Origin of the sequence: Neobacillus niacini, from assembly GCF_048572935.1 — a bacterium.
GTDB lineage: Bacteria > Bacillota > Bacilli > Bacillales > Cytobacillaceae > Neobacillus > Neobacillus niacini.
Genome location: NZ_CP183883.1, coordinates 1,279,546 through 1,292,148, shown reverse-complemented (window position 1 = coordinate 1,292,148; position 12,603 = coordinate 1,279,546). Strand labels below are relative to the sequence as shown.

Annotated in this window: 14 protein-coding genes and 1 pseudogene; 5 read left to right on the top strand and 10 right to left on the bottom strand. The window is 35.3% G+C overall.

The window, feature by feature from the left end; translation table 11 throughout:
- The first annotated feature begins 382 nt into the window (after positions 1–382).
- The 5 genes from ACN6MT_RS06245 to ACN6MT_RS06225 all read left to right on the top strand — a co-directional run bounded on the left by ACN6MT_RS06245 (position 383) and on the right by ACN6MT_RS06225 (position 3,452).
- Positions 383–1,225: a hypothetical protein gene (locus ACN6MT_RS06245; protein WP_419955161.1), complete on the top strand. Its 843-nt coding sequence runs from the start codon at positions 383–385 to the stop codon at positions 1,223–1,225.
- A gap of 256 nt (positions 1,226–1,481) precedes the next feature.
- Entirely contained in the window at positions 1,482–2,009 is a 528-nt protein-coding gene (locus ACN6MT_RS06240) for a competence protein ComK (protein WP_419955160.1), read from the top strand.
- A 44-nt stretch (positions 2,010–2,053) separates the two neighbouring features.
- Entirely contained in the window at positions 2,054–2,284 is a 231-nt protein-coding gene (locus ACN6MT_RS06235; RefSeq protein WP_419955159.1) for a helix-turn-helix domain-containing protein, read from the top strand.
- A 307-nt stretch (positions 2,285–2,591) separates the two neighbouring features.
- Positions 2,592–2,822: a helix-turn-helix domain-containing protein gene (locus ACN6MT_RS06230; RefSeq protein ID WP_419955158.1), complete on the top strand. Its 231-nt coding sequence runs from the start codon at positions 2,592–2,594 to the stop codon at positions 2,820–2,822.
- 354 nt (positions 2,823–3,176) lie between these two features.
- Positions 3,177–3,452: a hypothetical protein gene (locus ACN6MT_RS06225; RefSeq protein WP_419955157.1), complete on the top strand. Its 276-nt coding sequence runs from the start codon at positions 3,177–3,179 to the stop codon at positions 3,450–3,452.
- A gap of 315 nt (positions 3,453–3,767) precedes the next feature.
- Here ACN6MT_RS06225 and ACN6MT_RS06220 read toward each other — a convergent pair whose 3' ends face one another.
- From ACN6MT_RS06220 to ACN6MT_RS06175, 10 genes and pseudogenes are all read right to left on the bottom strand, one after another.
- The gene (locus ACN6MT_RS06220) at positions 3,768–4,217 is read right to left on the bottom strand and encodes a VanZ family protein (protein ID WP_419955156.1); all 450 of its coding nucleotides are present in this window, start codon (positions 4,215–4,217) and stop codon (positions 3,768–3,770) included.
- Between the two features lie 263 nt (positions 4,218–4,480).
- Complete coding sequence (locus ACN6MT_RS06215) at positions 4,481–4,984, bottom strand: glycosyltransferase (RefSeq protein ID WP_419955155.1); 504 nt, start codon at positions 4,982–4,984, stop codon at positions 4,481–4,483.
- An 85-nt stretch (positions 4,985–5,069) separates the two neighbouring features.
- Complete coding sequence (locus tag ACN6MT_RS06210; RefSeq protein ID WP_419955154.1) at positions 5,070–5,273, bottom strand: hypothetical protein; 204 nt, start codon at positions 5,271–5,273, stop codon at positions 5,070–5,072.
- A gap of 876 nt (positions 5,274–6,149) precedes the next feature.
- Positions 6,150–7,172: a dTDP-glucose 4,6-dehydratase gene (gene rfbB, locus ACN6MT_RS06205; protein ID WP_419955153.1), complete on the bottom strand. Its 1,023-nt coding sequence runs from the start codon at positions 7,170–7,172 to the stop codon at positions 6,150–6,152.
- A gap of 4 nt (positions 7,173–7,176) precedes the next feature.
- Positions 7,177–7,885 (bottom strand): annotated as a pseudogene (rfbD, locus tag ACN6MT_RS06200) (dTDP-4-dehydrorhamnose reductase).
- 15 nt (positions 7,886–7,900) lie between these two features.
- Entirely contained in the window at positions 7,901–8,023 is a 123-nt protein-coding gene (locus ACN6MT_RS06195) for a hypothetical protein (RefSeq protein WP_419955152.1), read from the bottom strand.
- Positions 8,024–8,026: 3 nt separating this feature from the next.
- A complete protein-coding gene (rfbC, locus tag ACN6MT_RS06190) occupies positions 8,027–8,509 on the bottom strand; it encodes a dTDP-4-dehydrorhamnose 3,5-epimerase (RefSeq protein ID WP_419955151.1) in 483 nt (160 codons plus the stop codon).
- Between the two features lie 95 nt (positions 8,510–8,604).
- Complete coding sequence (gene rfbA, locus ACN6MT_RS06185; protein WP_419955150.1) at positions 8,605–9,483, bottom strand: glucose-1-phosphate thymidylyltransferase RfbA; 879 nt, start codon at positions 9,481–9,483, stop codon at positions 8,605–8,607.
- 103 nt (positions 9,484–9,586) lie between these two features.
- The gene (locus tag ACN6MT_RS06180) at positions 9,587–10,906 is read right to left on the bottom strand and encodes a UDP-glucose dehydrogenase family protein (RefSeq protein WP_419955149.1); all 1,320 of its coding nucleotides are present in this window, start codon (positions 10,904–10,906) and stop codon (positions 9,587–9,589) included.
- A gap of 287 nt (positions 10,907–11,193) precedes the next feature.
- Positions 11,194–12,570 (bottom strand): sugar phosphate nucleotidyltransferase, encoded by a 1,377-nt coding sequence (locus tag ACN6MT_RS06175; RefSeq protein ID WP_419955148.1) that lies wholly within the window; start codon positions 12,568–12,570, stop codon positions 11,194–11,196.
- Positions 12,571–12,603: the final 33 nt, after the last annotated feature.

Sequence of the window (12,603 nt, the reverse complement as noted above, 5' to 3'; positions counted from 1 at the left end):
TGTTAGCCCAATAACAGAGAGTTTAATTGTATGAGAGATTGTTGACAAGTGACTTTTTTATTTATCCTCAAAATCAGTACTACATAAATTAACCGCAAAAACCTTACATTTTTATACTGCCATAAACAACTGTTTAACTATCTAACGATCTTAAAAAAAAAATTCGGGCAGTTACTGGCACCAAAATACAAAAATCGCCTTCAAAAATCTCTTTTGAAGGCATTTTTTGACGTTTCGTTCTAAAAATGCCCTCAAAAACAGAAATAAGCAGTTCGATTTATTCACCCAATCTCGTTATTGTTGAAGTGCCGCTCGTGAGCCTTCACAAAACATAAAGCCCTCACGAAGGACAACTTAAACAAATGAAAGGGTGCTATTCAACGTGAGTCTAAAATCTGGCAACACTAATGAATTTAAGCAGTTTTCGCAATTCACTTCTCTTCAGGAATTTAACCATCATATAGAAATGTGGCTAGTAGAACACAAGCATGATTTTACGAAAGGGGAACTGGTCGGATTAAGAAGGCTCGTGCGGTTTGCAGCTAAAATTCCCGGCGTTTGCAATGCTAAAATTGGGACCCTCTTAAAATCAATTCACGACCAATACCATGATAACGGCATATCAAGATCTACCTTTAAACGAATGATTTTGAAAGCAAAGGAATTTGGAATCATCACCGTCTTTGAAACAGAAAGGAAGAATGGTTCGCAGTCTTGCAATTTATATCAGTTTAATCGTTTTCCATCAAATGAACTACCCAAAGAGGAAAAAATGAACCACCAATATGAAACTAGTAATCTTTTAAAAACTAATCATCAAAAGATAAATAAACGTTACGAAGAACCGTCTCTTTTAGATCACACCTATGTAAGCAATAGGGTTCCACAACCCTTTATCGAGCTGGTTAAATGCTTTTTCTCCGATGCAAAAACAATCGAAGAATTTTGGCAGATGGTACAAATTGCTGCTTTTCGTTTTGAGTGTACAAATGACACAGAGGATATACTAGACATCTCGATCCAAGCCTTTCGACAACTGATAGGTAAAATAAAAAAGACGAATCTTATAAAAAATCCAATCGCCTACTTTTATGGAATCTTAAACAACAAATTCATGAAAATGTATCTAGAAAAAATATCTGCAGCGGAGATTAAAACGCCTATATCTCATGCTTTTATCGATGGCATAGACCCTGACTGGGATTGGCTGCATCCAAATGAATAAAGGATTTTCCATTTTAGAACACGAAAGGAACCATTTCGCAAAAACTGTCGTATTTTTGACAAAATTCACTCGAATTATAGCGAATAATGTACACCATAGTCCGCGGTAAAAAATTCCCATTTACTGTTTAATAGAGTTGTATGGAAAATGCATACATTGCCTCTCAAACTTGCAGGAAGGAAACCTTTTTCAACCGATTATCTAAAAGGAGTGGAGAACCATTAATAATTTCTATATTAATAAGAAAGTGATACTTATGATGGGTGAATATGATCAAAATGGAAAACTATGTTCTAGGATTTTGGTAGAAAAAACAACTTTACTGGTGGACAGAGCGCCACTACATTTATTAGACGATACATTAACATACTTAGGCTATGATCTACGGGGAGCCATGGCAGGAGCAAAATTCATTCTAAATAAGAAAATGAAATGTCCAATCATTGTGAATCCGTATCAAAACGTTTGTCTTTTCCCAAGTAAATCCCCCCAAAAACACGACTGCATCTGGTTTAATCCTGAACATATTATCAACACCAAAGCAATTGGCAACAAGACTGCTGTAGCATTAAGCAACGGCCATTTCATGATTGTCGATACAAAATTAACGACCTTTAACCATAAACTTCAGACAGCCAATCAATTAAAGCGCCTTACAACAGAAAGAGGAAACCAAGCTAGCCCCCTCCTTTTTTATCTGGAACCGCCCAAAAAACATCAGCTTCTTAAGGAAAAATCAGGTAAGTATAATTTTGATAGTCTAAAAGAGGAAAACAAAAAATAAAAACCATATATGGAATATCTACTATTCAAAGGAGGAGTCCCTTGGTGGATGATCATTTACACCTGGATTTTGGAAAGACAGTAAAAAGACTGCGAAAGGAACGCAAATTATCCCAAGAAAAACTGGCGGACCTAAGCGGGTTAGATCGTTCCTATATTAGTATTCTTGAAAGAAATCTTAAACTGCCTAGTCTATATACAATATTAGCCCTTGCTGCGGGGCTTGGTATAAAGGCTTCAGAATTTATTATGGAAATGGAAAAAATCCAGTATTAGATAAAGTGAATGCAACTTTTTGACATCCATCCAAGGGAAAAAATTACGCCCTACTAATAGATGGCAACGAAATGAAATAACCATGATCTTTCAGCGATTATGCTGGTCACGATTACAAAATAGACAAATGAAATTACCATTATCATTCCAACTGGTCGAGGCGAGTAACGGAAGGCGTTACTCTCCTTCTAAGTGGGAATCTGACCCCAAATCCAAATATTTCTTGTCAAATCAGCAAAATGCGTATTGTAGTACGTGTTATAAACTCGATAAGCATTATGTAATGGTCTTAAAAAGGAGAATTCCTTTGACTGAGGCTAAAGAGGAGAAGTATATAGGAATAGGTTTAAAAAGATTAAGGAAAACAGAGAGAGGTTGGACACAGGAGAAGCTTGCAGAAGAGAGCGGACTAGATCGGCGAACGATCCAAAAGCTTGAAAACAACAAGAGTACCCCCACCTTAACAACCATTTGTGCTCTCGCAGCTGCATTTGAAATGGAGGATTGGGAATTTCTTAAAACTATTAAGGATGGATAACCTGAAATAACCAACAAAGAAAAATGCTATCAAAGCGAAACAAATACATATTCACTGGGAGAATAACCTACATATTCAAATATGTTGTTATACCAACTAATCTTTTCTATCCCATTGGGGGTCTGACCCCAATGTCTAGACGATGATAAAGGGGTTAGGCCGAGGAGAATAATGGAAGGCGTTATTCTCCTTCAGTTTCATGTGATAGAAGACAAACAAAAATAAGATGTATCAACATTCTACACTCCTTCGCTCTCTCCTTTTCCATAGTCCCATCATCTTGCTCAATTAGAATTTGAATATTTATATCCGTCAGTTACTAAAATAATTCTTACCAAGAATGAGGGTTGGCAGATGAAGAAGAAAAACATTGAAATGGTTAAGTTGGAAATTTGGAGAAAATTCGAGAGCAATGGCCAATTGTATTATGTAGAGATTTTCCATTACATAGATGGCACCATCCAAGCCTTTGCCAATAAAAGACCTGGTAAAGTCCAACGTCTATCAGAAGAGTTTCCAATCGGTATTGGTCGTGATGACCATAATCCAACAAAGGCAGCGATTGAGGCTATTAACAACATCCATCATACTGCAATACAACAGCTCAGCGTTCCTCCAGCCAGGATTTAGTTGATACCATAGGATAACCTACTTTTTACTTGGACCTCTTCTCGACAATAATTTTACCATTCAAGAGGTTAAAATTTATGGGTGACGGCATTTAGAGCACTTCTAATCAGACATTTAATTAACGAAAGTAAATTCAATTAATCGATTAATTAAATAGCGCGTAAGCCCTTAAATCAAACTAACTTTTCCTGTTTTTTAAAAATAAATGTTGAAAAAAAGGTGTGGTTGGTAAGTGCTTGGCAGGGTCTGACTCCAAAATTGTTGATTAAATATCCTCTACCACGCTTACCAAACAGACACTTTATTAAAGAAAAATCAAATTCTAAAACTTTCTTTCTTCCGTCTAATTATAAAATAACAAAATAATAGAACTAAAGCCGCCCCAAATGAATCAAATAAAACATCCTGATAGGCCGCTACTCTCCCCGGCATAAAGGATTGGTGCCATTCATCGGTTATGGCATAGAACACCGTTAGGCACCATGCCAGCACATATGAAAACCTCAAGGCTTCTAGTGATTTAAACAGTAAGAATGCTAGAATTCCAAAGACGATGACATGTGTTGTCTTTCTCACTAGAAGATTTAGCTCGTTAGTATCAATAGGTGCAGCATTCGTTACATTAAGCGATTGTTGTTCTGTGACAACTACCTTGTGGATCACTTTACCTGTGTTCTGTCCTGTGAAGTACGGTAGCTGTGTAAAAAAGAATATTGCTGTCATCCATGTAATGGCAGCAAGGACCCAATACTTCCTTAAACGCATATGCTACACCTCCTCGTTTTTTATATTTATGACAAGTACTTCCGTAACCATTAAATGAATGCTTTTTATGGTGTTGTTCAAATATTAAAACAACAGCTTATCAGTAAGCCTCCTGTTAACGTACCTAAAAATACGGTTTCCCATTACAGTAGTATATTTCTTCAAAGTGGTTTTCATCGTAAACTTTTAAAAATGAATTCTATTAGCCTTTTAATAATACCTGCGAAATGGCATACTAACTTCCACCACAATCAAATGTTTCATTATAAAAGCCTCAACAAATCATTGGCAATTCTCTCAGCCTGATTATAGTGAACTAAATCACTACCATTCATTTCAGTTTTCAATCGATCAAGCTCACAAAGTTTCTGCTCCATTAAATATTCAATCGTATTCTGGTCCTCTTGCATTGATGGACGATTTAGTATGAGCAAAGGAACGTTTGCACTGTTTGCTTCACCAATCATTCCCCAGCCTGCTTTTGAGATCACTAAGTCAGAGGAAGCAATATAATTTTGCGATTCTAAATAATCTGTAGGTATTTGATAGACATTCTTATGGTTTACTTGAACATTAGCGGATACTAGAAATACACAGTTAGGACTATTCCAAATTGGCAGTTGTTCAAGTGAATCAACCCCAATTTTCATTCCAAGACCAAGAAAAACTATTTTCTTATCTCGCAACGGGTTAACCGAACCTCTTATCCTTTGAACTTCTTTTAAATCGATCTCTCTCGAATAGAATCCATAGTTATTAGAACTCATCTGCCACTGTTCTTTACTTCCAGCCAAAGAGAAGAAATAGGTCTTTTTTTGGTAAGCCTTTTTAAATGTCGTTAATTCAACATCATCAATCAATCCTTAATAAGGAAGGAATCCCCAACTGGTAAGCTGCCTCAAATGGCACTGGAGAAATATCGGATACAACGAGATTAATCTTTTCGGTTAACAAAAACTCCTTTTCTTTTTCTAAAATAAAGTCACAATTTGCAACAAATTTATTATACTCCTTAAACAGCTTTTCTTTATCAGGAAATTTAGTATCCCTTTCCAAGTAGCATCCAATGTCTGTTTTAACCTTTCGGTATCGACCCCGGTTAGAATGAAGCGATTCTTTAATAAAAGATAGAGCAAAAGAATGGCATATGATAATTTCCACTTCAGGATGATTAAGTAGCTGCCTTATAACTGCAATACTTCTTGAGGTATGACCATATCCATAATCCGATATGTAATATGCAATAGTTTTTAATACCTTTCGCCTCCAAACACAAAAAGCGGGATAAGACCTATGCCCTCCCCAAAAAAACTTATAATATTAGTGATCTACCAGTGAAATATTCTATTAATCTTCGACAAATAAGTGTAAATTCCTTAGATGGTACCTGGCACCAGGTCTTGATTTGTGAAAAAAACTGTTGATTTAGTTTATCGATTAGACTTAACGTTTACATTCCCCTTTTTCCTTCTAAATTCCTACCGAAATCGGTATATTAGATTTTGACAAATTGTAAACAAAAAAAAAGATGTATGCTCTCCATTAATTTGTCCCGCTTCACCGCATTAAACTTTAACTGAGTGGGGATCTGACCCCAAAATTCCAACTGTTCAATTTCTTGCAGTTACAAGGCTACTTATTATTGCGTTCTAGTAATTAAAAGCGATGTTTCCTGTTTTAAATTTAGTAGTAATAGGTGCCTTAGCGCTTAATGCGCTCTAATCATTCCCCAGCTAGCATTTTAATTACTAGATCAGTCAGAACAATAGTTTTCAATGTTATGCATCTTCATAAGAAAAGTGGGGAAAGGACCTTAGCCCTCTCCCCTAAGCAATATAGAATCTTTTATTCTTGTTATTGAAAATGACTAATACGTAATGGATTGTTTTCATAAAATAATAAAAAGTATCATACTTCAAATAATGTCATCAATTATTTTAATGAATATTGATTTTTAAAGTAGTTTTTGTATTCACCACTAATGATTTGTTCCCACCACCATTTATTGTTTAGATACCAATCAATAGTCTGGGCAATTCCTGTTTCAAACGTATAAGTTGGTTTCCATCCTAGCTTTTCTAGCTTGGTAGGATCAATTGCATAACGCTTATCATGACCTAAACGATCAGTAACAAATTCAATTAAATCTTCTGATTTTGCTAATGTACTAATAATGGTTTTAACAACTTCTAAATTAGTTCTCTCATTATGTCCGCCAACATTATAAACTTCGCCATTAACACCTTCATGTAAAACAAGATCAATCGCTGCACAATGATCAAGAACATGTAACCAGTCACGAATGTTTTTACCATCACCGTACACAGGTACCTTTTCATCATTTAATACACGAGAAATAGTTAACGGTATTAATTTTTCTGGAAAATGGAACGGTCCGTAGTTATTAGAACAACGAGTAATATTAACAGGAAGACCAAATGTTTCGTGGTATGCACGTACCAAGAAGTCAGATGATGCTTTACTAGCACTATATGGACTATTCGGTTGTAACGGTGTTTCCTCTGTGAAGAAGGTAGTTGGGTCAAAGTCTAATTCACCGTATACTTCATCTGTTGAAACATGAACAAATTTTGTAACTCCAATTTGCTTTGCGGCTTCTAGTAATACCTGAGTTCCTAATATATTTGTTCGAACGAAAATTTCAGGTTCTGTAATAGAGCGATCCACATGACTTTCTGCTGCAAAGTGGACTACAAAATTAAACTTCTCTTTTTCAAAGAGAGAGATAATTGCCTCACGATCTGCAATGTCTGCTTGTACAAAATGATAGTTATCCTTTTTTTCTATGTCACGGTGTTTAGCTAAATCACCTGCATATGTTAATAAATCGAGATTGTAAATTTCATATTGCGGATATTTATTAACCATATATTGAACAAAATTACCACCGATGAACCCTGCCCCACCAGTTACAAGAATCTTCTTCTTTGTCATAATTTCACCTCATGTTTGAATGCATTAAATATTGTGCCAACGAGTCCTGCCAGTTCGGCAATGGTTCGAAGCCATTTTCAATTAATTTTTGTTTCGATAAACAAGAGTTTTTAGGACGGAGAGCCCTAGTAGGGTATTCCTCCGTTGTTATAGACTTAACCACTACATTTTTCTCAGATAATCGGAAAATCTCTTTAGCAAATTCAGACCAACTGCAAAATCCTTCATTCGTTGCATGATAGATTCCATAACGATTTGTTGGGGTCATATCAAGTAATAACTTCGATAAGTCGAATGTATTCGTTGGCGAACCTACTTGATCTCCTACAACACTTAATTGCTCCCGTGTTTCTGCTAAACGCAGCATCGTTTTAACAAAATTGTTTCCATTCAGGCCAAACACCCAAGAAATTCGAACAATGCCATTCAGTTAAAAGAGATTGAACTACTTTTTCTCCTTCAAGCTTTGTTAGACCGTAATAGCCAACCGGATTAGTAGCGTTTGTTTCATCAAAAGGGTCCTCACCCAATCCATCAAATACATAATCAGTACTAATATACATAAACTTGGCATTAACTGCCTTTGCAGCATTTGCTAAGTTTTTTGTACCATTCACATTGACATTCCTGCAGTTCTCCTTAGCATCTTCTGCCTTATCTACTGCTGTATAGGCCGCACAATGAATAATAGCCTCTGGTTTCATTTCACTCACAAACTGCGTAACAGATTATTCGTCTGTAATATTTAAATCATTAGTACCTACACCAATCATTTCAAAGCCACGTTCTAATCCTTCTCGGACAACATCAAACCATAGTTGTCCAGTAAACCCCGTTACTAGAACTTGCATCTTCTACTCTCCATAAGAAAAATTATCTTCTGCATTAACTAGTAGTGGTGCTTTCTCGTCCTTTGCAGATAAAACAGGTGAAATATCAATTGGCCACTCAACACCAATTTCAGGATCACTCCAAAGAATACCCCTGTCACATTCAGGTGCATAGAGTTCGTCCACTTTATATTGAACTTCTACATCATCTGTTAGTGTCATAAATCCATGTGCAAATCCTTTAGGTACTAGTAATTGTTTTTTATTCTCTGCACTTAATTCAATTCCAAACCATTTACCGAAAGTAGGACTTCCTTTTCGAATATCTACAGCAACATCAAATATTGCTCCCTTTGTACACCTTACGAGCTTAGTTTGAGCTTTAGGGTTTAATTGATAATGCAAACCTCGTAATGTTCCTTTTGTTGCAGAAAACGATTGGTTATCTTGAACAAACTTTATATTTATTCCTGCTTCTTCAAACATTGCATCACTATAGGTTTCCATAAACCATCCACGGTGATCTCCGAATACTTTCGGTTCAATTATCTTTACTCACTGTATAGAAGTATCTATTACGTTCAATTTACTACACCTCTTATTTAATACTTAATACTGCCGTTTGCTACTTTTAATAAATATTGGCCATAACCAGTTTTAGAGAACTTTTCGCCAGCTTCATATAATTCCTCTTTACCAATCCAGCCATTGATATAAGCTATTTCTTCAGGTGCAGCAATTTTAATCCCTTGGTGCTCTTCAACGGTTTTAACAAAATTGGTTGCTTCTACTAGACTTTGATGTGTTCCTGTATCTAACCATGTGAAGCCACGTCCAAGAAGTTCTACCTCAAGTTCGGCCATCTTTAAATAAGCTTCATTTACTGATGTAATTTCTAATTCTCCGCGTACAGATGGTTTAACATTCTTGGCAATATCCACTATTCTGTTATCATAAAAGTATAATCCTGTTATGGCATAATTAGATTTTGGTTCCTCAGGTTTCTCTTCAACACTAAGAACTTTTCCAGTTTCATCAAATTCAACAACACCAAAACGCTCAGGGTCTTGTACATGATAACCAAAAACCGTAGCACCATTTTCCTTTTGTGCAGCTCGTTGCAGTATTTTCCTCATACCGCTGCCATAATATATATTGTCACCTAAGATCATTGCAACAGAATCATTACCAATAAACTCTTCTCCAATTAAAAAAGCTTGGGCTAAACCATCCGGGCTTGGCTGGACTTTGTATTCAAGATTGATGCCAAACTGAGATCCATCCCCTAATAAAGTTTCAAAGCGTGGAGTGTCTTCTGGCGTCGATATAATTAAGATATCTTTAATACCTGCAAGCATTAAGGTTGATAACGGATAGTAAATCATTGGTTTATCGTAAATAGGTAATAACTGTTTACTAGTAACCATTGTTAAAGGATAAAGACGAGTTCCGCTTCCCCCGGCTAGAATTATACCTTTCATTTCTTCTCTCACCTTTCAATATATAATATTAATTGTCTTTTCCTACTCCATAAAAAAGGGGAGTAAGATTTACTTTACACTCCCCAAATACAATACTACTAATTTAGACAAGAATAGTTTCTAAATTATATACTGTCTCTCTACCAATTGAATCATAAATAATATTTGCTTTCTTTGCTTGATTGATCTCATAGCAATTCCTACCATCTAATACTATGGGATTCTTCATCAATTGACTATATTTAGCTAAATCAAAGTCCTTCACTTCATCCCATTCCGTAAAAATAAAGCAAATGTCAGCGTCCTTTATTGTTTCTTCAATTGAACCATAATAAGAAACTTCATTAGGATATAATTTCTTAAAATTATCTGATCCAACAGGATCCCACGCTTTTACATTACCCCCGTCTTCGAGCATTAGCGGAATATTTACTAATGTTGGCGCTTCTCTTAAATCATCTGTACCAGGTTTAAAGGTCAATCCTAACACAGCAATATTTAAGCCTTTTAAGCTATCATAATACCTACGGGATTTCTTAATTAATTTTAATTTCTGGTTCTCATTGACATCAATTGCAGCCTTAACCGTCTTTAATTCATAATCATGGAAGTTTGCCAACCAGTGTAAAGCCTTTGTATCCTTAGGAAAACAAGAGCCCCCATAGCCAATTCCTGCATTTAAGAAGCGATTTCCGATACGTCCATCATATCCCATTCCAAGTGCAACCTCTTCAATATCTGCACCAATTATTTCACATAGATTGGCAATCTCATTGATGAACGAAATTTTTAATGCAAGAAAGTCATTCGAGGCATACTTTATCATCTCAGCACTTTTACGATTCGTCACAACAATAGGAGCTTTAAAGTCTTTATAAACCTCTTTTAAAATTTCTCCTGCATATTCTTCTTCCACACCAATTACAATCCTAGAAGTTTGTAAGGTGTCCCTTACTGCAGTTCCTTGTGATAGGAACTCAGGATTTGATGCAACATAAACATTCACATTATGAGTTAAATTGTTTTTTATCATTTCTTCAATCTTATCATTTGTGCCGATTGGTACAGTAGATTTTACGACTACAACACAATCATTCTCAATTGATTTAGCAATTTGCTCCGCTACTCCATATACATAGTTTAAATTTGCTGAGCCATCATGCTTTTCAGGCGTACCTACCCCGATAAAAATGACATCTGCAGCTTTATACGCACTTAGATAATCGGTTGTGAATTCTAACCGATCCATATTTTTCAGCATTAACTCATCAAGCCCTGGTTCATAAATCGGGGATACACCATTCTTCATTATAGCAACCTTTTTATCATCAATATCCACACAAGTTACGTTATGTCCATGTTCTGCAAGACACACTCCAGTTACTAAGCCAACATAACCAGTACCTGCTACTGCAATTCTCATAATTTGACCACCTTAATCTGATTTATTATAGAACACCATTTTTTATTAGCAATTTAATAATGTATTTTCGATATAACTTTGGGTAAAATTGAAAAGATATGATATATTTTCAATCACCAACATACAAATCGACCTAAAAATAAGAGTATTTATTTCATTTTGGTTCAAAATAATAGCGATAAATTAATTATTAAAAAATAAGGATTTAGTTTGATCCAATGGTCAAAAACAATAGTAAATATTTATAATAAGAAAAAAAAACAATCTACCCTAAAGTAGACTAAAATTTAACTATGAATTGAATATATTGACTCTTCTATTTCATTCCATTGTAATAGAATACGATGATTATCCTCTTCCACTAATTGAGTCCCCGTTTGAACCTCTATAAACTCCAATTCTTTCACTGCTTTTAGTGCATGCTTCATACCTACAGGAATTTCCACGACATCTCCTTGTTTTATAACCTTAAATTCATTGTTTAGGAGAAGAATTCCCTCTCCCTTTACAATTGTCCAGACTTCAGTACGGTAGTTATGATATTGATAACTTAGATTTTTCCCTGCAGATATATTAATTCTTTTGGTTAGTACTTCAGCTTCATCAGAGTACTTGGTATGTTCAAGAACTCGGTACCAGCCCCATCTTCGTTCCTCATACATTGGTCTTTGATCAAAATTTCCAACAAGTTCTTTTACCCTCGGACTGGCTTTTTTATCGGTAACTAGTATTCCATCCGGGCTTGCAGCTACAAGAATATCTGATAATCCCAAAACTGAAATAGGAATATCTAATTCATTTATAATATGTGTGTTAATAGAGTCGTTACTTTTGTTTGCTTTCCCAATTAGTTCTACTCCCATCTCTTCCGTCAATGTATTCCATGTACCCAAGTCCTTCCAATATCCATCGAAAGGAACGGCAACAATATTCTTAGTTTTTTCGACGACCTCGTAGTCAAAACTAATTTTTGGTAGTAAAGAATAATTATTGTAAAGTTCTTCAAAGTTAGTTGGTAATCCCTTTTCTTCTAATATTGATATTATTTTATCTAACTTGAATGCAAATACACCACAATTCCATAATGCCTGCTTTTCTAACAATATCTTTGCCTCTTCAGTCTTAGGCTTTTCTTTGAAATGACTTACTCTTATCAAACCTTTTGTATAATACTCATCATCGGGAACAATATAACCATATTTTTCTGAAGGAAATGTTGGTTGGGCGCCTATTAAGGCTAGCTCTGCATTTGAAGAGGATAGAATATCTTCTAATTCAAGTAACCTTGCAAAAAAACTATTATCTACAAATGGGTCGACAGGTAAAACTCCAATGACTTCATCACGAGGTGTGTACTCATGTGAATATAAATAAGCAGCTGCTAAGGCTATAGCTGGAAAAGTATCTCTTCTCTCTGGTTCAACAATAATAGAAGCATTATAACCTATTTGATTTTGAATCATTTCAACCTGAGACTTGCTTGTTGCAATAACCGCCGAGCGCGCTAGACCTAATGTTTCTAATTGTCCCCAAACTCTTTGAACCATTGACTGTAATTTATATTCTTCATTCCTTAATACCTTTAAAAATTGTTTTGACCTGGCATCATTGGAGAGTGGCCAAAGCCTCTTTCCAGATCCACCTGAAAGTAAAACTAATTTCATCTGATTTCTCCTCAATTCTATTTTAAGAATTAA